Annotated in this window: 17 protein-coding genes and 1 rRNA gene (1 of these 18 cut by a window edge); 17 read left to right on the forward strand and 1 reads right to left on the reverse strand. The window is 39.8% G+C overall.

Features of this window, described 5'->3' with window-relative positions; genetic code table 11:
* The first annotated feature begins 1 nt into the window (after position 1).
* The 4 genes from IGL36_RS00920 to IGL36_RS00935 all read left to right on the forward strand — a co-directional run bounded on the left by IGL36_RS00920 (position 2) and on the right by IGL36_RS00935 (position 4,878).
* Positions 2-847, forward strand: coding sequence for a chorismate mutase (locus IGL36_RS00920; RefSeq protein WP_002363448.1), 846 nt, complete (start codon positions 2-4; stop codon positions 845-847).
* Positions 848-857: 10 nt separating this feature from the next.
* Positions 858-1,370 (forward strand): transcription repressor NadR, encoded by a 513-nt coding sequence (locus IGL36_RS00925; protein WP_002356248.1) that lies wholly within the window; start codon positions 858-860, stop codon positions 1,368-1,370.
* Between the two features lie 228 nt (positions 1,371-1,598).
* Positions 1,599-3,110, forward strand: a complete 1,512-nt coding sequence (locus tag IGL36_RS00930; protein WP_002367644.1) for a glucosaminidase domain-containing protein — start codon at positions 1,599-1,601, stop codon at positions 3,108-3,110.
* 277 nt (positions 3,111-3,387) lie between these two features.
* Entirely contained in the window at positions 3,388-4,878 is a 1,491-nt protein-coding gene (locus IGL36_RS00935; protein WP_002367645.1) for an aldehyde dehydrogenase family protein, read from the forward strand.
* A gap of 226 nt (positions 4,879-5,104) precedes the next feature.
* On the opposite strand, the gene IGL36_RS00940 is transcribed toward IGL36_RS00935, so the two are convergent.
* Positions 5,105-6,088: an L-lactate dehydrogenase gene (locus IGL36_RS00940; protein WP_002356251.1), complete on the reverse strand. Its 984-nt coding sequence runs from the start codon at positions 6,086-6,088 to the stop codon at positions 5,105-5,107.
* Positions 6,089-6,423: 335 nt separating this feature from the next.
* On the opposite strand from IGL36_RS00940, the gene pth reads away from it, so the two are divergent.
* From pth to IGL36_RS01005, 13 genes are all read left to right on the forward strand, one after another.
* Positions 6,424-6,990, forward strand: coding sequence for an aminoacyl-tRNA hydrolase (gene pth, locus IGL36_RS00945; RefSeq protein ID WP_002361556.1), 567 nt, complete (start codon positions 6,424-6,426; stop codon positions 6,988-6,990).
* 19 nt (positions 6,991-7,009) lie between these two features.
* Positions 7,010-10,549, forward strand: coding sequence for a transcription-repair coupling factor (gene mfd, locus IGL36_RS00950; protein WP_002388750.1), 3,540 nt, complete (start codon positions 7,010-7,012; stop codon positions 10,547-10,549).
* 15 nt (positions 10,550-10,564) lie between these two features.
* Positions 10,565-12,154: a putative polysaccharide biosynthesis protein gene (locus IGL36_RS00955; protein ID WP_002364515.1), complete on the forward strand. Its 1,590-nt coding sequence runs from the start codon at positions 10,565-10,567 to the stop codon at positions 12,152-12,154.
* 14 nt (positions 12,155-12,168) lie between these two features.
* Complete coding sequence (locus IGL36_RS00960; RefSeq protein WP_002356255.1) at positions 12,169-12,432, forward strand: RNA-binding S4 domain-containing protein; 264 nt, start codon at positions 12,169-12,171, stop codon at positions 12,430-12,432.
* A 254-nt stretch (positions 12,433-12,686) separates the two neighbouring features.
* Positions 12,687-13,166, forward strand: coding sequence for an FtsB family cell division protein (locus IGL36_RS00965; RefSeq protein WP_002356257.1), 480 nt, complete (start codon positions 12,687-12,689; stop codon positions 13,164-13,166).
* Between the two features lie 44 nt (positions 13,167-13,210).
* Entirely contained in the window at positions 13,211-13,690 is a 480-nt protein-coding gene (locus IGL36_RS00970; RefSeq protein ID WP_002356258.1) for a S1 domain-containing RNA-binding protein, read from the forward strand.
* Between the two features lie 85 nt (positions 13,691-13,775).
* Positions 13,776-15,164, forward strand: a complete 1,389-nt coding sequence (gene tilS, locus IGL36_RS00975) for a tRNA lysidine(34) synthetase TilS (protein WP_010716745.1) — start codon at positions 13,776-13,778, stop codon at positions 15,162-15,164.
* Positions 15,165-15,182: 18 nt separating this feature from the next.
* A complete protein-coding gene (gene hpt, locus IGL36_RS00980; RefSeq protein ID WP_002356260.1) occupies positions 15,183-15,728 on the forward strand; it encodes a hypoxanthine phosphoribosyltransferase in 546 nt (181 codons plus the stop codon).
* A gap of 93 nt (positions 15,729-15,821) precedes the next feature.
* Positions 15,822-17,978, forward strand: coding sequence for an ATP-dependent zinc metalloprotease FtsH (ftsH, locus tag IGL36_RS00985; protein WP_002363441.1), 2,157 nt, complete (start codon positions 15,822-15,824; stop codon positions 17,976-17,978).
* A gap of 161 nt (positions 17,979-18,139) precedes the next feature.
* Positions 18,140-19,036: an Hsp33 family molecular chaperone HslO gene (gene hslO / locus IGL36_RS00990; protein WP_002359370.1), complete on the forward strand. Its 897-nt coding sequence runs from the start codon at positions 18,140-18,142 to the stop codon at positions 19,034-19,036.
* Positions 19,037-19,047: 11 nt separating this feature from the next.
* Positions 19,048-20,046, forward strand: a complete 999-nt coding sequence (dusB, locus tag IGL36_RS00995) for a tRNA dihydrouridine synthase DusB (protein ID WP_002356263.1) — start codon at positions 19,048-19,050, stop codon at positions 20,044-20,046.
* Between the two features lie 93 nt (positions 20,047-20,139).
* Complete coding sequence (lysS, locus tag IGL36_RS01000; RefSeq protein WP_002405023.1) at positions 20,140-21,636, forward strand: lysine--tRNA ligase; 1,497 nt, start codon at positions 20,140-20,142, stop codon at positions 21,634-21,636.
* A gap of 652 nt (positions 21,637-22,288) precedes the next feature.
* A 16S ribosomal RNA gene (locus tag IGL36_RS01005) occupies positions 22,289-23,399 on the forward strand (it continues 450 nt past the right edge of the window).

A 23,399-nucleotide genomic window follows, 5' to 3' on the forward strand; every position in this document is an offset into this window, starting at 1 on the left:
AATGGAAGAATTTAAATCAGAAAAAGAAAAAATGATCGCAGGTGCACTATATTTTGCCTCAGATCCTGAATTAGTGGCTGATCGCAAAAAAGCCCGTGAACAAATGGCGTTAATTAACCAACAACCAGACACATATATTCGTCGTCAATTAATAGAAGAAACATTTGGAAAAGTGGGTGTCGGGACGTACATCGAACCGATGATTCAATTTGATTATGGCTACAACATTTCTGTGGGAAAAAATTTCTATGCCAATTTTAATAACGTTTTTTTAGATGTTTGTCCAATCGAAATTGGCGATAACTGTATGTTTGGACCCAATGTGCAACTTTATACAGCCGAGCATCCATTACAAGCGGCCAAGCGTAATAGCGGAATGGAATCAGGGAAACGAATTATCATTGGCAACAATGTTTGGATTGGCGGTGGAGCGATTGTCCTTCCTGGCGTAACATTAGGCGATAATGTAGTGGTGGCAGCAGGTGCTGTTGTGACCAAATCGTTCCCAGAAAACTGTGTGATCGCAGGTAATCCAGCACGGATAATTAAAGAATTGACTGAAGATGACGCCCCAACAACTTCTTTAGAACAACAACGAGCAAAGATTAACCAAATCGATAAGGAACTGGTCCGTTTATTAGAACAGCGGATGGACGTCGTCGCAGAGATTGCTGCAGTGAAAAAGAAAGCAGGTCATGCGGTTTTTGATTCTGAAAGAGAACAACAAGTATTAGAAACTATTCTGAATCATGTTGAAAATGCCGAGTATGAAGAAACATTATCTGAGACTTTCCAGGGAATTATGGACGCCTCTAAACGTTTCCAAGAAAAACATTTAGGAGAGTGAGGCGAAGGTCGTGGATGGAGAAATCAGAAGAAGAGAGATTGTTAAAAGATTAAGAGAGACCGAAAAGCCAATTAGTGCCACTCGTTTTGCAAAAGCTTTTGATGTCAGCAGACAAATTATTGTAGGAGATGTCGCTCTATTACGGGCGACAGGGGTCGAAATTGTCGCAACAGCTCGAGGGTATATGTTGGAACAACCTTTAGAAGGAATTGAGCGGAAAATTGCTTGTCAACATACGCCTGAACAAACGAGAGAAGAATTGTCAGTCATTGTTGCCAAAGGTGGAGAAGTGGTAGATGTGAGTATTGCACATCCGCTTTATGGGGAATTAATCGGCAGTTTGCGCATTCAATCAGAGAAAGATATTGATAAATTTATGGACAAGTATCAAAAAGAGCATGCTACATTACTATCAGTTTTAACAGGAGGCGTCCATCTGCATACTATTCGCTGTGCAGACGAAGAAACTTTCCAAGAAATCAAAGAGGCACTTCGAAAAAAAAGTATTTTGTTTGAAGGATAACGAGAAAAAGAGAGGACGTTGATGTTTGTTCAAGCCCTTTCTTTTTTTTCTTAGAAAATTACCAAAAAAAGATAGAAGAATTTGTGAATTTTCTTCTATTTTTTTAACTTTTTGCTAGAAATTTTTTATGAAACAGTATACTATTAAAAAAGGAGCCATTTAAACAATAACTATGTCAATTATATATGTTGGTACATAAAAATAAATGGAGAAAAATAAAAAAGGAGAATGAGTATGAAAAAACAATTTGCCCTGTTCTCTACCTTATTACTTTTAGGTTCATCAATGCCAGTAGGTGCATTTGCAGAAGGTAATAACTTGGTAGCTGAAAATAGTTCTGTCGCAGAAACAACCGCAGAAGCAACAACTGCTGAAGCCACTGAAACGACAGCGACTAGTGAAACAACAGAAGCGACAGAAGAATCAACAACTGAAACAGAAAGTTCAACCGAATCAAGTGAATCTGCAACCACGGAGTCCACGGAAACGTCAGGAACCGAAACGACAGATTCCACAACGGATTCTACATCCACAAGTACGACAGAATCGACTACTGACTCCACCTCGACGAGTACAACAGAGTCAACCACAGATTCTACGTCAACAAGTACAACTGAATCAAGTACCACGCCAACGACCACACCAAGTTCTTCTAAAGAACAGCCAAAACCTGGCACGAGTACTTCTGAATCAAAACAGCCGGCGAAACCAGTGACACCAACAGCACCAGCTGAAAAGCCAGTAGAGCAACCAGCAGCGTCAACACCGCAGCCTGAAATAGTCCCACCAGTTACAAATGAAGCGGTTGGGTTAGTGGAAGACGATGAGACGTTTACGGTCAGCAAAACGAAGAAGACAGAAGAGTTTATTCAAGAAATCGGTGAATCTGCTCGGAAAGTGGCCAAGGACAAAAACTTATATGCTAGTGTGATGATTGCTCAAGCAATTTTAGAAAGTGGCAGCGGCAATAGTAAATTAAGCCAGAAACCAAACTACAATTTGTTTGGTATTAAAGGCGATTACAAAGGTCAATCTGTTTCTTTTATTACCTATGAAGACAATGGTTTCGGTAACCTATACACAGTAGAAGCAAAATTCCGTCAATATCCAACGTATAAAGAATCAATGGAAGATTATGCGAAATTATTGAAAAATGGTTTAGATTCCAATAAAGATTTCTATCATGGTGTCTGGAAAACGGAAGCCAAATCATACAAAGAAGCGACACGTTTCCTAACAGGAAAATACGCAACGGACAAAGATTACCATAAGAAATTAAATGCGTTAATTAAAACATACGATTTAACTTATTATGATAAAGAAAAAGCAACCGTTGAACCAATGGAATCAAATTTCCCAGCCTATAATGGCAAAAACTATGACACCTTTAATAGTTATGCTTGGGGCAACTGTACACAATATGTCTACAACCGTATTACGCAATTAGGTAAACGTGTGGACTTAACAATGGGGAATGGTCAAGATTGGGGCGAAACAGGTCGTGCACGCGGGTACAAAGTAAGTCGTACACCAAAAGCAGGTGCAGCGGTTTCCTTCCCAGCTGGTGTTTTAGGCGCAGACAATACTTATGGTCATGTCGCATTTGTGGAAAAAGTCTTTAAAGATGGTAGCATCTTAATTTCTGAAATGAACGTGAAGGGATTAAACGTTGTTTCGACACGTACAATCTCAGCCGATGAAACACATTTGATGAACTATATCGTTCCAAAAGATAAATAAAAAAATCAGCTCTTTGTCAATAAGAACGAATGAGTTGGAAAAATCAAAGCTAGCACTGAAGAAGCAATTTTAATTCTTCAGTGCTAGCTTTTTTTTGTGGCAAAAGTTCTCTCCAATAAAGTTTAATACATTCAGATATTGCCAGGAGGCTTCAGGTCGGGATGAGTTAGCAACAGTCGCTGAGAGCTATATTTTTTTTAGGTAGAATCATTTACTTTTAGGTGGAAGATGTCTTATAATTGTAAGCGGATACAAAAATAAAAAAAGAGGTGGGTAAATGAGTAAAAAAGAAATAAATCAAGTAGTTGCCAGTAGCTATCAATTGTATATTAATGGAGAGTGGACAACAGGTAGTGGTAACAAAATGATTGCTAGTTACAATCCTAGTAATGGCGAAAAATTAGCAGAATTTGTTGATGCCACAAATGCAGATGTGGATCGAGCTGTAGAAGCAGCTCAAGAAGCGTTTCAGACATGGAAAGATGTTGACGTTGTAACAAGAAGCAATCTTTTGTTGAAAATTGCTGATTTGATTGAAGAAAATCAAGAACATTTGGCTATGGTGGAGACTTTAGATAATGGAAAACCGCTTCGGGAAACGCAATCGATTGATGTCCCTGCCAGTGCAGACCATTTTCGGTATTTTGCTAGTGTGATTCGTGGAGAAGAAGGGTCTGTCAAAGAATTTGATAAGGATACGTTATCCATTGTTGTGAAAGAACCCATCGGTGTTGTGGGTCAAATTATTCCGTGGAATTTCCCCTTATTAATGGGTGCTTGGAAATTAGCACCAGCGTTGGCAGCAGGTAATACGGTTGTGATTCATCCGTCCTCGAGCACATCATTAAGTCTGTTGGAATTGTTTAAAATTTTTGATCAAGTCTTGCCGAAAGGAGTAGTGAATTTAATCACCGGTCGTGGTTCTGATTCAGGAAATTATATGTTGGCACATCCAGGGTTTGATAAGCTAGCTTTTACAGGCTCAACAGAGGTGGGGTACACTGTCGCTAAAGCGGCGGCCGACCGCCTAATTCCAGCCACTTTAGAACTTGGCGGAAAATCAGCCAACATTATTTTTGAAGATGCCAATTGGGAACGTGCATTAGAAGGCGTGCAGTTAGGGATTTTATTCAATCAAGGGCAAGTTTGTTGTGCTGGGTCTCGTGTGTTCGTTCAGTCAGGTATTTATGATCAATTTGTAGAAGCTTTAAAGGAAAAATTTGAACAAGTGAACGTTGGTTTCCCGTGGGAAAAAGATGTTGAAATGGGCGCTCAGATCAATGAGCATCAATTGGAAGAAATTTTAAAATATGTCGAAATTGGTGTGAAGGAAGGAGCTACACTGATTACTGGTGGGCAACGTTTAACAGAAAATAGGCTAGACAAGGGGGCGTTTTTAGCACCTACGTTATTAGCGAATGGTACGAATACAATGTGTGTGGCCCAAGAAGAAATCTTTGGTCCTGTTGCAACAGTGATTAAATTTGAAACGGAAGAAGAAGTCATTCGTTTAGCTAATGATTCTGAATATGGTCTAGGTGGTGCCGTCTTTTCTCAAGATATCAATGTGGCATTACGGGTTGCTCGTGGTGTACGGACAGGTCGGATGTGGGTCAACACATACAATCAATTGCCTGCGGGCGCGCCATTTGGCGGTTATAAAAAATCAGGAATTGGTCGAGAAACGCATAAATCAATGCTAGATGCTTATACGCAAATGAAAAATATTTACATTGTGACAAAAGAAGAAGCAGATGGACTGTATTAAGTAGTGTAGTGAATTTTAGATAATAAACTTATTTTTGGTTATTGTTATTTTTCGAGCTAAACAAAACAATAATTTTTTTAAAAAGTTGAGTGATGAGTAAAGTAAAACAGATTAAAAGTAAAGCCTGGTACAAAAATCACTTTGGATTTTTGTACCAGGCTTTAAAGCGGAGTAACAATAGTGTTCACTCTTGGTTGTTTTTAATTTTTGACTATTGTAGAAGGAGTTATTTTGCTTCTTCTGCTTCAAATTTAGCAAAAGCTGTTTCAATAACTTCTTTTAATGCAGAAGCAGAAGCTTCCATTTTTTCTTGTTCAGCATCTGTTAATGGAATTTCAATGACTTGTTTAACGCCTTGGCGGTTGATGATCGCTGGTGCACCGATATAAATATCGTTTTGACCATATTCACCTTCTAAATAAACAGATAGTGGTAACACAGAGTTTTCATCGTTTAGGATAGCTTTAGTGATACGCGCTAGTGCAACCGCGATTCCATAGAAAGTAGCTCCTTTTTTCTCGATGATTGTGTAAGCAGCGTCGCGTACGTTGAAGAATAAATTAACCATTGCTTCTTCATCGACGTCAGGATTATTTTTCACCCATTCGTAAATTTGTAAGCCAGCGACATTCGCATGTGACCAAACTGGGAATTCTGTATCTCCGTGTTCCCCTAAGATGTAGGCATGGACATTTCGTGCATCAACATCAACTAATTCGGCAATTGCTTGACGGAAACGAGCAGAATCTAGTGAAGTTCCTGAACCGATTACTCGTTCTTTCGGGAAGCCAGAGAATTTCCAAGTTGAATAAGTCAAAATATCAACTGGGTTTGCGGCAACTAAGAAGATACCGTTGAAACCAGAATCAACAATTGTTGTAACGATTTCTTTATTAATTTTCAAGTTTTTATGAACTAAGTCTAAACGAGTTTCGCCTGGTTTTTGAGGCGCACCAGCTGTTAAGACAACTAAGTCTGCATCATGGCAATCGTCATAAGTAGCAGCATAGATTTTTTTAGGAGAAGTAAATGCTAATGCGTGAGATAAGTCCAACGCGTCTCCTTCAGTTTTTGGTACATTAATATCAATAATCCCAACTTCTTGAGCAATATTCTGAGTTACTAAAGCAAAGGCATAGCTAGAACCTACGGCACCGTCCCCGACTAAAATTACTTTTTGGTGATCTTTATTCCCTGCGGCTGCAGTCATGTGTACCATTCCTTCCTCTACATTCTTTTTCATGAGCAACGAGTTTTTATTTCCTGTTGCTAAAGTGATAGTAACATGGTTTGTAAAAAATGTCACGAACTTTGATTGTAAAAATGATACAGTTTTTAGACCTGTTTCAAAATGGTAGCTCTTACATGTGCGTAATTTCACTATCTTACGCATGTTTAAATTTCTAAAAAATTTTTTTACATCTTTCTTAATCTTCAAAGACTGCGAGTTTTTTTATTTCTATGGTATAATGAATAAAACTGGGTAGCGCATACGCTTCCCAGCCATTTTGTGTTGGCAAGCTTATAATCCAAGGAGAATGAAAGATGAAAGTAATCGTAGGACTGGGAAATCCCGGTAGTAAATACAAAGAAACAAAACACAACATTGGCTTTATTACGCTAGATGAAATTGCGTATCGGCAAAATGTTTCGTTTAATAATAGTAATTTTGAAGCAGATATTGCAGAGTTTTTTATAGGGACTGAGAAAGTATTGTTAGTGAAACCATTAACATTTATGAATGAATCAGGTCGCTCTGTTGGGCCGCTGTTGACCTACTTTGGGGTAGATGAGGAAGACTTGATTGTTATTTATGATGACTTAGACTTAGAGGTCGGTAAAATTCGTTTACGGCAAAAAGGTAGTGCTGGCGGCCACAATGGGATAAAAAGTCTGATTGCCCATTTAGGAACAAATGTCTTTCCTAGAATTAAAATTGGCATTGGTCGGCCCTCAAAAAATGATACAGTTATCCACCATGTACTAAGTACTTTTCCCAAAGAAACACACGAAGAGATGTTACTTGCTGTAAAGAAAGCAGCCGATGCCGCTTTATATGCATGCGAAGGACATACGTTTGTTGAAACAATGAATCAATTTAATGGAAAATAGCAGAAAGGAGGGCCCTTGTTTGAATATTATCGAACGAATTAGCCAAACAGAAATTGCTAAATCATGGCGCAGTCAACTAATGACAACAGGAACGCGCCAACTAATTACTGGGTTATCAGGCTCTGCTAAAACATTACTGATGGCAGGCGCTTTACAAAAGACGCATCAAAAAATTGTTATTGCGGTCCCAAACCTATACTATGCCAATCAATTAGTAGATGATTTTTTAAATATTTTACCTTCAGAACAAGTTCATCTATTTCCAGTAGATGAAGTGTTATCCGCCGAAATGGCCTTTTCTTCACCAGAAGCGCGCGCAGATCGAGTGAGTGCGTTAAATTTCCTGATGACAGCGAATGCAGGAATCGTGGTCGTACCAGTAGCTGGACTACGAAAATATTTGCCAACGAAAGAAACGTGGCAAAATGCGCAACTTCATTGGGAAATCGGGACGGAAGTAGAACCTGAAATCCTCGCGCAACGCTTAGTGTTAATGGGCTATGAACGCCAATCGATGGTCGGAAAGCCCGGCGAATTTAGTATTCGCGGAAGCATTGTTGATGTCTATCCGCTAAATGCCGAATACCCTGTTCGGGTGGAACTGTTTGATGTTGAAATTGACTCAATCCGTTATTTTGAAGCAGATACTCAACGCTCATTAGAAAATCTTGAAGAAGTAACGATTTCACCAATGACTGATTTAGTATTCTCAAAGGCAGATATGAATCATGGCATGACGAGGTTACAAGATGCTCTAGAAAAACGTTTAGCGACAGCTAAAGATCAAACGGAGACCGATTTTTTAGAAGAATATTTTGGTCAGTTGCTGTCTTCTTGGGAACAAGGGATTCCTACAGAAAATGCTCACTATTATACAGATTTTCTGTACCAACAAAAAACTACGCTGTTAGATTATTTACCAGAAAATAGTTTGCTTTTTGTGGATGATTATTCTCGTATGATGGAAACGGAACGAGAAATCGCTAGAGAGGAAGCGGAATGGCAAACCCTGAAAATTGAAGAAATGCGCGTGTTTTCTGAACAAACTTTTGGCGTAGACTTTCATGATCAATTGCGAAAAACTGCACGAAATACGACCTTCTTTTCACTTTTTCAAAAAGGAATGGGGAATCTTCGTTTCCAAGAAGTCCATAATTTCCAATATCGTTCAATGCAACAATTCTTCGGTCAAATGCCGTTGCTAAAAGCGGAAGTGGACCGTTGGCAAAAGCAAAACCAAACGGTCGTTGTTTTTGTTCCTACGAAAGAACGGATTCAAAAAGTCGAAGAGCTATTTCAGGACTTTGACATACCTAGCGTAGTAAGCAATTGGGATCAGTTGTTAGATGGGCATGTCCAAATTGTCCAAGGGGCATTACAAACAGGGTTTGAATTACCTAAAAACAAGCTCGTGGCGATTACGGAAAAAGAAATTTTTCATACGACGACCAAAAAACGGGCACGTCGTCAAACAATCTCTAATGCGGAACGTTTGAAAAGTTATAGCGACTTAAAAACGGGCGATTATGTCGTTCATGCAAATCACGGGATTGGTAAATATATTGGTATGGAAACCTTAGAAGTTGATGGGGTCCATCAAGATTACATGACTATCTTGTACCAAAATGATGACAAGTTATTTATTCCAGTAACACAATTGAACTTGATTCAAAAGTTCGTTGCTTCCGAGTCTAAAACGCCGAAAATTAACAAGCTAGGCGGCAGTGAATGGACGAAAACTAAACGAAAAGTTGCTTCGAAAATTGAAGATATCGCGGATGATTTAATCTTACTTTATGCGACAAGAGAATCGGAAAAAGGTTATGCTTTTCCGCCAGATGATGCGTATCAAAAAGAATTTGAAGAGGCTTTTCCGTATTCTGAAACAGATGATCAATTACGTAGTGCTGCCGAAATTAAACACGACATGGAAAAATCTCGACCAATGGATCGTTTGTTAGTTGGCGATGTAGGGTTTGGTAAAACAGAAGTGGCTTTACGAGCGGCTTTCAAAGCTGTTAGCAACAATAAACAGGTTGCCTTTTTAGTGCCAACAACTATTTTAGCGCAACAACATTACGAAACGATTCAAGAGCGGTTTGAGGGCTTTCCTGTAGAAATTGGTTTATTAAGTCGTTTCCGCACGAAAAAACAGCAAAATGAAACAATTGAAAAAATTAAACATGGCCAAGTAGATATTGTGATTGGTACCCATCGTTTATTGTCGCAAGATATTAATTTTAGTGATTTAGGCTTGTTGATTATTGATGAGGAACAACGGTTTGGAGTGAAACATAAAGAACGACTAAAACAATTGCGTTCACAAGTGGATGTCTTGACGTTAACAGCAACGCCAATCCCAAGGACCCTTCATATGTCGATGTTAGGTGTCCGTGATTTATCCGTCATCGAAACCCCACCAGAGAATCGTTATCCAATCCAAACGTATGTCATGGAAAATAATCCTGGGGCGATTCGGGAAGCGATTGAGCGAGAAATGGCCCGAGATGGTCAAGTCTTTTATTTATACAATCGAGTAGATACGATTGAACGAAAAGTTGAAGAGTTACAAGCACTAGTTCCAGATGCACGAATTGCGTATGCACATGGTCAAATGACAGAAGTACAACTGGAGAATACTTTGTTTGATTTTATTGAAGGACAATATGATATATTAGTCACTACAACAATTATTGAAACAGGAGTAGATATTCCTAATGCTAATACCTTGTTTGTAGAAAATGCGGACTACATGGGCTTATCTACGTTGTATCAATTACGTGGTCGTGTGGGGCGTAGCAATCGAGTGGCCTATGCTTATTTTATGTACGAACAGCAAAAAATCCTAAACGAAGTTAGCGAGAAACGTTTAGAAGCAATTAAAGACTTTACGGAATTAGGTTCTGGGTTCAAAATTGCGATGCGTGACCTTTCCATTCGAGGAGCCGGGAACCTTCTTGGTGCCCAACAACATGGCTTCATTGATTCGGTTGGGTTTGATATGTACTCACAGATGTTATCTGAGGCAGTTGCTCGTAAACAAGGAAAAAATATCCAAGACCAAAAAACGTCTGTTGAGATTGATTTGGGCATTGATGCTTATATTCCAGGAACGTACATTACAGACGAACGACAAAAAATTGAAATTTATAAACGGATTCGTCAATTAGAAAATATGGATATGTACGAAGAATTAGAAGCGGACTTGTTAGACCGCTTTGGAGAGTATCCTGACGAAGTGGCGCATTTATTAACCACTGGCCGTATCAAAATGGATGGCGACCGTGCCTTGTTAGAAAGTATTCGTAAACGCGACCAAAAAGTCAAGTTTGTGTTAAGTAAAATTGGCACAAAAACATACTCTGTGGAGCAGTTGTTTGAAGCGTTATCGGCCACCAGCTTAAAAGCGGATCTAGCAGTTGAGAAAGAACAAATGACTATTTCCTTGAAGTTGCCGAAAGATTGTAAAGAAGCTGTTTGGATTCAAGAAATTGCTACTTTTACAACCGCATTGCGACAAGAAAAATACAAACATTCGCAAGAAACGGATTCCCTTTAAAAGGAGGCCTAGAAGATGGCACAAAAAGAAATGCAACGAATGATGCAAGGTGCCGTTGTGTTAACCATTGCTTCCTTCATTGCAAAAGTGTTGAGTGCGTTTTATCGCGTTCCTTTTCAGAACTTTGTAGGGGATGAAGGATTTTACGTGTATCAGCAAGTTTATCCAATCTATGGGATTGCGATGACATTAGCATTGTCAGGCTTACCGCAATTTATTTCCAAAATTGTTGCTGAACAACCAGATATTCGGAGTCAAAAACAAGTGTTGCGCCAACTATATCCCTATGTGTTATGGTTAGCGATTGCTTGTTGGGCCTTCTTTTTCTTTGGTAGTCAAGAAATTGCTATTAGTATGGGGGATGCTGCACTCCAACCATTAATGGAAGTTGTTTCCTTTACCTTTTTACTCGTTCCAATTCTTTCCTTCTATCGTGGGAATTTTCAAGGTCATTTGTTGATGGTGCCTAGTGGTATTTCACAGGTGATGGAACAGTTTGTGCGTGTCGGGGTTATTCTAGTAGCTGCGTTGTCCTATCATTACTTTGGTGGCTCCATTTACCAAACGGGGACGGTGGCTATGAGTGGTGCGTTGGCTGGCGGTGTCTTAGCGGTACTTGTCTTATGGTACTACAATCGAAAAATTCTTAGTGGAAGTACGGAATACTTGCATCAATGGAAGATTATGCCTCAAACCACAGGACTATTTAAACGTTTAATGATTGAGGGTGGTTTGGTCTCTTTATATAGTGCTTTTCTGATTCTATTTCAATTAATTGATTCCTTTAAAGTAAAAAATGCCCTCATGCTTTTCGGGCTCTCTGATTTAGCTGCGAAAGTGGACAAAGGGGTCTATGATAGAGGACAACCACTAGTTCAATTAGGATTGGTAATTGCTTTAGCTTTAAGCTCGACCTTTTTACCAGGTTTGACAAAATATTTTATGAAAAAAGACCGTCAACAATTTTTACAAGTTGCAAAAATCTTTTTGCGTCTTACCACAACCTTGGCATCGGCGGCTTCGATTGGTCTGATGATGTTATTGCCGTACATGAACTTTACGCTTTTTAAAGATTATAAAGGCAACGATGTTTTAGGGGTGTATGTTTTATCCATCGCTTTTATGGCCATTATTCAGGCCTACCAAAGTATTGAACAAAGTCGCAATCGTTTTAAAGGTCCTTTAGTGGCAGCTGGTGTGGGCTTATTAGTGAAATTACTGACAACGGGCTTTTTCACCATTCGTTGGGGAACATTAGGTGCTAGTTGGTCTACTATTCTTGGGTTACTAGCGACGTTATTCGTTTTAGTCCGACAATCGGATGCAGCGATTAATTGTTTTGTTCGAGAACGAAACTTTTTGAAAAAACTGTTGCTTAGTTTAGCAATCATGATGCTGTCATTACTGGTCTATCAAGGAATTATCTCCATCTTGTTCCAAGGTGTGCATCACCGAAGTCAAGCGTTTTTCGTTACAGTTTTAGGTGTTGCAGTGGGTGGTACAGTTTTTATTAGCACCATCATTAAGTTAGAATTATTTACGATACGTGAATGGTTAAGTTTACCGTATGGCGCAAAAATTTTACGGATGAGACAAAAAAAATAAAAGAGGTGAATGTGATGCGGTTAGATAAATTTTTAAAAGTTTCTCGCATTATTAAAAGAAGAACAGTTGCCAAAGAAGTCGCTGATAAAGGTCGGATTCAAATCAACGGAGTCTTAGCCAAATCTTCTAGTACTGTGAAGATTGGTGACCTTGTCAAAATTCAATTTGGGAACAGAATTTTAGAAGTAGAAGTCCTGCAACTAAATGACTCTACGAAAAAAGAAGATGCCACAAAAATGTATGAAATAAAATCAGAAACACGTGTCTCTGAAGAATAAGCAGGTGAGGATGGAGCGCTTGGCAAGTTCATTGAAAAGATGAATATTCCAAGCGCTTCATCCTTTCAGCGTTTTAATGAAACAGACGCGCCGCTTTTGAAAAAAATTAATAAATCAACCACTGTTATTTCAAAAGCAAAGAATATTTTAGAAAAAAGCTTGATTTTCTTTAACTTCTCTGAAATTAACATTAGACAAGGTTCTTAGATGTTGGTATAATAAAACGGACAATCCAAAGCGAGTGGAGCGAGACGATGGGAAAGAATGAAAAAAACTCGAAGAAAGTTGCGGCATTGGAAAATGACTACACGAAAGAACAGTATGTCGAATTCCAAAAACAACAGAAACAATTGATTTTTAGACGCAGACGCTTGGCAGCGATTTTTCTCGTGGCCTTCATTATTTTTGCCTTTTCTGGCATCCAATTGATGAAAGATTATCATCGCTTAGGTGCTTTCAAACAAGAACGAGCAGATGCAATTGCTGAATCCGTAGCAGTTGATAAGAAGGTCAAGGATCTAAAAAAAGACGTTGCTTTGTTAAAAGATGATGATTATGTGGCAAAATTAGCACGTAGCCGTTTCCTTCTCTCAAAAGAAGGCGAACAGATTTATCCCACACCAGAACAAATGAAAAAAACACAGACTTCTGGAGCGGAAGAAAGCAAGAGCAGTTCAGAAAAAAATAGTCAATCACAGTCTTCAACTGAAACAACTAAGTCTTCAGCTGAATAAACTGCAATTATAATTAGGGAAAAAATAGGAGGAACAATTTTTTTATGTCAATCGAAGTAGGAGCTAAATTGCCAGGAAAAGTGTCAGGGATTACTAACTTTGGTGCATTTATTGATTTAGGAGAAGGAAAAACTGGGTTAGTACACATCAGTGAAGTGTCTAATGGATTCGTTAAAGATATTCATGATGTATTAACAGTAGGTGACGAAGTAACAGTGAAAGTAACCTCAGTTGGTGACGACGGCAAAATTGGCTTATCGATCCGTAAAGCACAAGAGCCAGCAGAAGGGCAACAACCAAAACGTGAATTTCAACGTCGTGAAAACAATTATGAGAATCGTGACCGTAATCCACGCGCAGGGGGCAAAAAGCCTTTCAATAAACCACAAGCAAATAACAATAACAATAAACAAGATTTTGACTCATTGATGAGCTCTTTCTTGAAAGATAGTGATGACCGTTTATCTTCATTAAAACGTAATACTGAAGGCAAACGTGGCGGACGTGGCGGACGTCGCGGCTAAGCACAAACAAATAGGGGGACTGGGGATAACGAATGGGTTATTTCTCGGTTCCTCTTTTATTCTAAGGAAGAAAGAAGGGCGAACAATGTTTTGGCAGTTTTATAAACGAGGAAAAGAACAAGGATTTTGGCAACCGCATCAAACAATCGTGGTCGCCGTTTCTGGTGGTGTAGACTCCATGGCCCTTTTGACGTTAATGGAACAGGTGGCAGAAAAAGAACAATTACAATTGGTTGTTGCACACGTCAATCATCAATTGCGAGAAGCGTCGGCACAGGAAGCGCAATATCTCGCTACCTATTGTCAGCAGCGAGAGCTGACGTATTATGAAACGCGTTGGGAAGACCCTGAAAAGCAACGGAATTTAGAAGCAAAAGCGCGCACATTTCGTTATGAATTTTTTAAAGAAGTCATGGAAATTGAAGGTGCGGCGGTCTTAATGACGGCACATCATCTAGACGATCAAGCGGAAACGATTTTAATGAAGCTGATTCGAGGAACTAATTTTTCCCATTCCGCAGGCATTAAAGAGAGACGTCCTTTTGCGACAGGGGAATTGATTCGTCCGTTACTTATTTATCCAAAAGAAGAATTGTATCAATTTGCACAGCGCCAAGCATTCGTTTATTTTGAGGACGAAACGAACCAAACCAATGAATATTTGAGAAATCGGCTCCGTAATCAGGTTTTGCCGCTATTAAAGCAGGAAAATCCGCAATTCTTAGATCAGATTGCTTCTTTTAGTAATGAACAACGTTTTGCCCAAGAATTTATTCAAGAACAAATTGAGCCTCAATTATCTGAAGCCGTAGAACCAACCAAACAAGGCTGGCGCATTCCTTTGAAGAGATTATTAAAAGAAACGCCTGCGTACCAGCACTTCTTTTTAACCGCGTTTTTCCAAAAAACATTAGTGCCATTAGGGGTTTCGTTAAACCAACGCCAGATGACACAAATTTTAAAAGTTTTGAATGATGAACGCCAACCGCAAGGCTCGGTTATGTTAGAACAGCAATGGCAGCTAGCTAAAAGTTACGATTGGCTGTGCTTAGAACAAAAACAGGTTGCACTGCGAGAAGAAGTTACACATTTATTAGTACCTGGCGCGGGGATTTATTTATCGGAAACCGAGTGGCTAGGATTAATTGCGACAGACAAACCGTTTCCTCTTCCTGAAGAGATTAATCAATGGGCGGGCCAGTTGTTAGCAATCCCGTTGTCCACAGCCACACCTTTGACCGTTCGTCATCGCCAAAGTGGTGATCGAATTACATTAAAACCAGGGTTTACGAAAAAATTAAGCAGAGTTTTTATTGATCAAAAAGTGCCAAATGAAGCGAGAGAGAGTGCTTGGGTCATTACGGATGAGCAAGAGGAAATCATTTGGGTACCAAAATTTGCAAATTCCTATTTGAGTATTCCTTTAGAAACTGATAAAATACACTACAGACTCCTTTTTAAGACAAAGGAGTAATGCTGAAAGGAGCGCACTATGATAGAAAAAGATATTGAGAAAGTCCTAATCTCCAAAGAAGAAATTCTTGCGAAGTCTGCAGAGCTTGGCAAGCAACTGACAGAAGAATATCAAGGGAAAAATCCTTTAGTGGTCGGTATTTTAAAAGGTGCAGTACCATTTATGGCTGATTTGACTCGTGAAATCAATACTTATTTAGAATTGGACTTTATGGATGTATCTAGCTACGGCAACGCGACAGTTTCTTCAGGCGAAGTAAAAATTGTCAAAGACTTAGACACAAATGTCGAAGGTAGACATATTTTAATCGTAGAAGATATCATCGATAGTGGTCGTACATTAGCGTATTTAGTAGATTTGTTTAGATACCGTAAAGCTGCATCTGTGAAAATTGTTACCTTATTAGATAAACCAGAAGGCCGTGTAGTAGACATTAAAGCTGACTACGTAGGGTTTGATGTGCCCAATGAGTTTGTGGTCGGTTACGGATTAGACTATGCAGAAACGTACCGCAACTTGCCTTATATTGGCGTTTTAAAACCTGAAGTTTACGAATCAAATTAATATCTATCAAGGAATTAATTGTGTTACAATGTAAAGGTCAGGATTGATAAAAGAATAACATGAATTGTAATGATGAGCATAAGGAGGACAGGCATGAACAAAAAGAATAATGGCATGAAAAATGGTTTATACTACGTCTTAGTAGTACTTGCCATGGTCATGGTTGTCTATTTCATTTTTGGAAATAACAACCAACAATCGCCAGACATCGATTACTCAACCTTCCAACAACAATTGGAAGACGGAAAAGTCAAAGACATGACCATTCAACCAACCAATGGGGTTTACCGGATTGAAGGGCAGTATAAAGAAAAACAAGAAGTGAAAGACACAGGTGGTCTGTCATTGTGGGGCTCAACGCAAGCGTCGTCAAAAGGCTTCACAACAACCGTTTTACCTAGTGATACAACCTTAGCTGGCATTCAAGATGCGGCACAAAATAACAAGGTGAAGCTAGTTGTCAAAGAACAATCAACAAGTGGTGCTTGGTTGTCACTGTTGTTTAGTTTCTTACCATTAGTGATTATTTTCTTCTTCTTCTACATGATGATGAGCCAACAAGGCGGTGGCGGTGGCGGCGGTGGCCGTGTGATGAACTTCGGTAAATCCAAAGCCAAAGAAGCCGATAAAAAAGCTAACCGTGTCCGCTTCTCAGATGTAGCTGGTGCGGAAGAAGAAAAACAAGAATTAGTTGAAGTAGTGGAATTCTTAAAAGATCCACGTCGTTTCGCTGAATTAGGCGCACGGATTCCTGCGGGCGTACTATTAGAGGGACCTCCAGGGACTGGTAAAACGTTACTTGCTAAAGCCGTAGCAGGTGAAGCAGGTGTGCCATTTTACTCAATCTCAGGTTCAGATTTCGTTGAAATGTTTGTCGGGGTCGGTGCTAGCCGTGTCCGGGATTTATTTGAAACAGCGAAGAAAAACGCGCCTGCGATTATCTTTATCGATGAAATCGATGCAGTTGGTCGTCAACGTGGTGCTGGTATGGGTGGCGGACACGACGAACGTGAACAAACCCTTAACCAATTATTAGTTGAGATGGATGGTTTTGATGGCAATGAAGGAGTTATCGTAATTGCTGCAACGAACCGTTCAGACGTGTTAGACCCAGCGTTGTTACGTCCAGGTCGTTTTGACCGCCAAATCTTGGTAGGACGTCCAGATGTCAAAGGTCGTGAAGCGATTTTACGTGTTCATGCGAAAAACAAACCGTTAGCTGATGACGTTGATTTGAAAGTTGTTGCACAACAAACACCAGGTTTTGCTGGTGCTGATTTAGAAAATGTCTTAAACGAAGCAGCCTTAGTTGCCGCTCGTCGTAACAAGAAAAAAATTGATGCTTCTGATGTGGATGAAGCCGAAGACCGCGTAATTGCTGGTCCAGCTAAAAAAGATCGCGTGATTAATAAAAAAGAACGCGAAATGGTGGCTTACCATGAAGCGGGACACACAATCGTTGGTTTAGTCTTAAGCCGTGCCCGTGTTGTCCATAAAGTAACAATTATCCCTCGTGGTCGCGCAGGCGGTTATATGATTGCTTTACCAAAAGAAGATCAATTCTTAATGACTAAAGAAGATATGTTTGAACAAATCGTTGGCTTACTTGGTGGACGTACAGCAGAAGAAATTATCTTTGGCGTTCAATCAACAGGGGCTTCAAATGACTTTGAACAAGCAACAGGGATTGCCCGTAGCATGGTAACTGAATATGGAATGAGCGACAAATTAGGACCTGTTCAATATGAAGGAAACCATCAAGTCTTTGTCGGTCGTGATTATGGTCAAACAAAAGCTTACTCAGAACAAGTGGCGTTTGAAATCGATCAGGAAGTTCGTCGTATCTTAATGGATGCTCATACGAAAGCGCATGAAATTATCGAAGCGCACCGTGAACAACATAAACTAATCGCTGAAAAACTATTAGAATATGAAACATTAGATGCAAAAGCAATCAAATCATTATTTGAAACAGGTAAAATGCCTGAAGGTGCTGACAGCGACTATCCTAGTGAAAAAGAAGCGCAAACATTCGAAGAAGCAAAACGTGCTTTAGAAGAAAAAGAAGCGCAAAAACAAGTTGAAGAAAAACAAGACTTTGAAGAAGCGAAAAAAGAATTACATGATGAAGCAGAAGAAGTCAAAGTAGAAAGCGAACAAACAGAAAAAGAAGTCCAATCTGAAGAGAAAAAAGATTCAGATTCCAATTCTGAATATGATCGCAATAACTACGAAGATCGTTATAAATAACCAATTAGTAGAAGGTGCAGTATTTGTCGAGATGACGAATACTGCACCTTCTATAATATTAAGATATTCTATAGAAGGAAGATTATTTGGTTGAAAAAACACCTGATTCCTAGTATTATCTGACTAATGGACAAAAAAGCACCAAGAGAAGAGGAAAAAGAATGGAAGATTATTTAGTAAAAGCCCTTTGCTATAAAGGTTCAATACGAGCATATGCCATCAGTGCCACTGAAACTGTTAGTGAAGCGCAAAGAAGACATGATACATGGAGTTCTTCTACTGCAGCGTTAGGGCGCACATTGATTGGAGCTCTTTTACTAGGAGCGACTTTAAAAGGTGACGATAAATTAACTGTAAAAGTACAAGGAAATGGCCCAGCTGGCGCTATTATTGTCGATAGTAATGGCCGTGGAGAAACAAAAGGCTACATTAAAAATCCACATGTCAGCTTAAAGTTGAATGCAACAGGTAAAATTGATGTACGTGGTGCTGTCGGTAACGAAGGAATTTTCACAGTCATTAAAGATTTAGGATTAAAAGAAACCTTTTCTGGACAAACACCTATTGTTTCTGGTGAAATCGGTGAAGACTTTACATATTTTATGGCGGTCTCTGAACAAGTTCCTTCAGCTATCGGTTTAGGTGTATTGGTGGACACGGATGAATCTGTGAAAGCAGCCGGTGGTTTTATGATTCAAGTAATGCCAGGTGCCGATGAAAGTACCATTGATTTTATTGAACAGCGTCTAGCGGAAGTGCCACCGATTTCACAATTACTAGAAAATGGAGAAACACCTGAACAAGTCTTGTATCGCTTATTGGGAGAAGACGAAGTAGAAATTTTAGAAAAAATGCCTGTACAATTTAAATGTGACTGTTCCAAAGAAAAATTTGCGACCGCTTTGATTGCCGTTGGGATCGATGAATTAAATGCGATGATTGATGAAGATCATGGAGCGGAAGCAGTTTGTCAATTCTGTAACAATAAATATCACTATAGTGAAGAAGAATTAATTGAACTTCGCGATGAAGCGATTCGCAATACGAAACAAAAGTAGGAGGAAAGACTATGTGGAAAATTGGAGACGTTGAAATCCCCAACCGTGTTGTCGTAGCTCCGATGGCGGGTATTAGTAACGCCGCTTTTCGTGTGACTGTAAAAGAATTTGGCGCAGGATTAGTCGTTTGTGAAATGATTAGTGATAAAGGAATTAAATTAAGAAACAAAAAAACCTTAGAAATGCTATATATTGATGAGCGAGAATATCCTTTAAGTGTACAAATTTTTGGTGGAGATAAAGAAACATTAGTGGAAGCTGCTAAGTTTGTGGAAGAAAATACGCAAGCGGCGATTATTGATATTAACATGGGTTGCCCTGTCAATAAAATAATTAAAGCTGAAGCTGGTGCGAAATGGTTGCTGGATCCGAATAAAGTGCATGAGATGGTTCACGCAGTCTCTTCGGCAGTTTCTTTGCCTGTCACTGTAAAAATGCGAACAGGCTGGGATGAAGATCATCTATATGCTGTAGACAACGCTTTGGCTGCCGAACAAGCAGGCGCTTCGGCAATTGCTATGCATGGTCGGACACGTGTCCAAATGTACGAAGGGACAGCCAACTGGGACGTTTTAAAGGAAGTGAAAAAGCATTTAACCATTCCTTTTATGGGAAATGGCGATGTCAAAACGCCTGAAGATGCTAAACGCATGTTAGAATATGTTGGAGCGGATGGTGTGATGATTGGTCGAGCTGCTTTGGGCAATCCTTGGATGATTCAACGGACGAAAGAATACTTGGAAACGGGCGAATTGATGCCTGAGCCTTCACCAGCTGAAAAAATTAACATTGCAAAAGTTCATTTACAACGATTAGTGGATTTAAAAGGTGAAAAAATTGCGGTCCGTGAGTTTCGCCAACATGCTTCTTACTATCTAAAAGGAATTTCGCGAGCAGCCAAAGTGAAAGTTGCGATTAACCAAGTTGAAACACAACAAGCAGTTGTCGATTTACTTGATGCCTTTGTAGAGAAGATTTCCAAAGTTGCTGTAACTACTATAGAAGAATAAAAAATTCAAGCCGAAAGTAAAATTCGGCTTGCTTTTTTTCGAATTACTGTGGCATTATTAGGATAGGTTAAAATCAAGAATGGAGGAACAACAGTGGCAGAAGAACAACAAGCGCATTTAGAGGATTTAAATGATCAAATGCTCGTGCGCCGCGAAAAAATGGAAGCTTTACGTGAAGAAGGGATTGATCCTTTCGGTAAACGTTTCGATCGCACTCATAATTCAGCAGAACTTCATGAACAATATGATAATCATACAAAAGAAGAACTTAGTGAAATGAATACAGAAGTCAGCGTTGCTGGACGTATGATGACAAAACGTGGTAAAGGAAAAGCTGGTTTCGCCCATTTGCAAGACCGTGAAGGCCAAATTCAAATTTATGTTCGGAAGGACCAAGTTGGAGACGAAGCCTATGAACTATTTAAACATGCTGACTTAGGCGACTTCTTTGGTGTGACAGGTCAAGTAATGAAAACCAATACGGGGGAAGTTACTGTTAAAGCTCAAACAATTACGTTATTAACTAAAGCTTTGCGTCCATTGCCAGATAAATACCATGGATTAACGAATGTGGAACAACGTTATCGTCAACGCTATTTGGATTTAATCAGTAACAAAGAAAGCTTTGATCGTTTCATGAAACGCAGTCAAATTATTAGCGAAATCCGTCGTTATCTAGATGGCAATGGCTATGTCGAAGTAGAAACGCCTGTCTTGCATAACGAAGCAGGAGGAGCTGCTGCTCGTCCATTTATCACACACCATAATGCATTAGATATGGACTTATACTTACGCATTGCCCTAGAGTTACATTTAAAACGTTTAATTGTCGGTGGCATGGAAAAAGTATATGAAATTGGTCGTGTCTTCCGTAATGAAGGAATCGATACCACTCATAACCCAGAATTTACAATGCTAGAAGCTTATACCGCTTATACTGATTATCAAGATGTGATGGATTTAACAGAGGGAATTATTCGTAATGCTGCGGAAAAAGTCTTAGGAACTACTGATATCACGTACGATGGTCAAGCGGTTGATTTAGGCAGTCCTTTCAAACGTCTACACATGGTAGATGCGGTCAAAGAACAAACGGGCGTAGATTTTTGGCAAGAGATGACGATAGAAGAAGCCCGTGCGTTGGCTAAAGAACATAATGTTGAAATTACAGATGCCATGACAGTCGGTCATATCATTAATGAATTTTTCGAAACATTTGTAGAAGATACGTTGCAACAACCAACATTTATTTATGGTCACCCAGTAGCTGTTTCACCATTAGCGAAGAAAAATCCAGAAGATGGTCGTTTCACTGACCGCTTTGAACTGTTTATTATCGGAAAAGAGTTTGCTAATGCATTTACAGAATTAAATGATCCAATTGACCAACGTGACCGTTTTGAAGAACAAGAAAAAGAACGGGAACAAGGAAATGATGAAGCACACGGAGTAGATGAAGATTTCATCGAAGCCTTAGAATATGGCTTGCCACCAACCGGAGGATTAGGTATTGGGATTGATCGACTAGTTATGTTATTAACCGATGCACAATCAATTCGCGATGTCTTGCTATTCCCAACAATGAGATAAAAAAAGATGCCCTTAAGGGCATCTTTTTTTTGTATTCGCAAAAAATTAAATAAAAAAAGAATAGAAAAACAATTGAAACCAATTCTTTTTTTCTAAAAAAATCGAAGACGAGTAATAAAAAGAATGGGTAATCTGATAAAAAAACGAACTTTATCTAATCGGATAAGAAAGAATAATCGGTATTGAAAAAAAGTTTAAAAAAAGTGAAAATAATGATTGACCAATGCTTGAAATCTTGGTATATTATTACATGTCGCAAGGCGAGTCACACAGCTGAGCGATTCAGAAATCAATAATTAAATAACAATTCTTGATTTCAAATCTCTCGAAAAAAGTTTGAGAAAACAGCAAAAAAGTTGTTGACAAATAACAAACGAGATGATAAGATATAGAAGTTGTCACAACAGACAACAACAACCGAGCAAAACAACTTAAAAAACTTTTTAAAAAAGTTCTTGACATTCAAACGAAAGTTTGTTATGATATAAAAGTTGCTGTGAGGTAACGTAGACCTTTGAAAACTGAACAAAGAATAGACGAACCAAATGTGTAGGGCGTCTTGATTCAATTCAAGACAACAAACATTTTTAACAAGCAAGCAATATGCTAGCAAACAAATTGAGCTTAACAATCGCAAGATTGTTCTAACTTTTATTATGAGAGTTTGATCCTGGCTCAGGACGAACGCTGGCGGCGTGCCTAATACATGCAAGTCGAACGCTTCTTTCCTCCCGAGTGCTTGCACTCAATTGGAAAGAGGAGTGGCGGACGGGTGAGTAACACGTGGGTAACCTACCCATCAGAGGGGGATAACACTTGGAAACAGGTGCTAATACCGCATAACAGTTTATGCCGCATGGCATAAGAGTGAAAGGCGCTTTCGGGTGTCGCTGATGGATGGACCCGCGGTGCATTAGCTAGTTGGTGAGGTAACGGCTCACCAAGGCCACGATGCATAGCCGACCTGAGAGGGTGATCGGCCACACTGGGACTGAGACACGGCCCAGACTCCTACGGGAGGCAGCAGTAGGGAATCTTCGGCAATGGACGAAAGTCTGACCGAGCAACGCCGCGTGAGTGAAGAAGGTTTTCGGATCGTAAAACTCTGTTGTTAGAGAAGAACAAGGACGTTAGTAACTGAACGTCCCCTGACGGTATCTAACCAGAAAGCCACGGCTAACTACGTGCCAGCAGCCGCGGTAATACGTAGGTGGCAAGCGTTGTCCGGATTTATTGGGCGTAAAGCGAGCGCAGGCGGTTTCTTAAGTCTGATGTGAAAGCCCCCGGCTCAACCGGGGAGGGTCATTGGAAACTGGGAGACTTGAGTGCAGAAGAGGAGAGTGGAATTCCATGTGTAGCGGTGAAATGCGTAGATATATGGAGGAACACCAGTGGCGAAGGCGGCTCTCTGGTCTGTAACTGACGCTGAGGCTCGAAAGCGTGGGGAGCAAACAGGATTAGATACCCTGGTAGTCCACGCCGTAAACGATGAGTGCTAAGTGTTGGAGGGTTTCCGCCCTTCAGTGCTGCAGCAAACGCATTAAGCACTCCGCCTGGGGAGTACGACCGCAAGGTTGAAACTCAAAGGAATTGACGGGGGCCCGCACAAGCGGTGGAGCATGTGGTTTAATTCGAAGCAACGCGAAGAACCTTACCAGGTCTTGACATCCTTTGACCACTCTAGAGATAGAGCTTTCCCTTCGGGGACAAAGTGACAGGTGGTGCATGGTTGTCGTCAGCTCGTGTCGTGAGATGTTGGGTTA

Origin of the sequence: Enterococcus sp. AZ011 (assembly GCF_050548355.1) — a bacterium.
Taxonomy (GTDB): domain Bacteria; phylum Bacillota; class Bacilli; order Lactobacillales; family Enterococcaceae; genus Enterococcus; species Enterococcus faecalis.

What these genes read in the sequence shown, in the direction of transcription:
- IGL36_RS00920 (WP_002363448.1), top strand. Translation starts at nt 2, where the DNA reads ATGGAAGAATTTAAATCAGAAAAAGAAAAAATGATCGCAGGTGCACTA.
- IGL36_RS00930 (WP_002367644.1), top strand. Translation starts at nt 1,599, where the DNA reads ATGAGTATGAAAAAACAATTTGCCCTGTTCTCTACCTTATTACTTTTA.
- IGL36_RS00935 (WP_002367645.1), top strand. Translation starts at nt 3,388, where the DNA reads ATGAGTAAAAAAGAAATAAATCAAGTAGTTGCCAGTAGCTATCAATTG.
- IGL36_RS00940 (WP_002356251.1), bottom strand. Translation starts at nt 6,088, where the DNA reads ATGACTGCAGCCGCAGGGAATAAAGATCACCAAAAAGTAATTTTAGTC.
- pth (WP_002361556.1), top strand. Translation starts at nt 6,424, where the DNA reads ATGAAAGTAATCGTAGGACTGGGAAATCCCGGTAGTAAATACAAAGAA.
- IGL36_RS00955 (WP_002364515.1), top strand. Translation starts at nt 10,565, where the DNA reads ATGGCACAAAAAGAAATGCAACGAATGATGCAAGGTGCCGTTGTGTTA.
- IGL36_RS00960 (WP_002356255.1), top strand. Translation starts at nt 12,169, where the DNA reads ATGCGGTTAGATAAATTTTTAAAAGTTTCTCGCATTATTAAAAGAAGA.
- IGL36_RS00965 (WP_002356257.1), top strand. Translation starts at nt 12,687, where the DNA reads ATGGGAAAGAATGAAAAAAACTCGAAGAAAGTTGCGGCATTGGAAAAT.
- IGL36_RS00970 (WP_002356258.1), top strand. Translation starts at nt 13,211, where the DNA reads ATGTCAATCGAAGTAGGAGCTAAATTGCCAGGAAAAGTGTCAGGGATT.
- tilS (WP_010716745.1), top strand. Translation starts at nt 13,776, where the DNA reads ATGTTTTGGCAGTTTTATAAACGAGGAAAAGAACAAGGATTTTGGCAA.
- hpt (WP_002356260.1), top strand. Translation starts at nt 15,183, where the DNA reads ATGATAGAAAAAGATATTGAGAAAGTCCTAATCTCCAAAGAAGAAATT.
- ftsH (WP_002363441.1), top strand. Translation starts at nt 15,822, where the DNA reads ATGAACAAAAAGAATAATGGCATGAAAAATGGTTTATACTACGTCTTA.
- hslO (WP_002359370.1), top strand. Translation starts at nt 18,140, where the DNA reads ATGGAAGATTATTTAGTAAAAGCCCTTTGCTATAAAGGTTCAATACGA.
- dusB (WP_002356263.1), top strand. Translation starts at nt 19,048, where the DNA reads ATGTGGAAAATTGGAGACGTTGAAATCCCCAACCGTGTTGTCGTAGCT.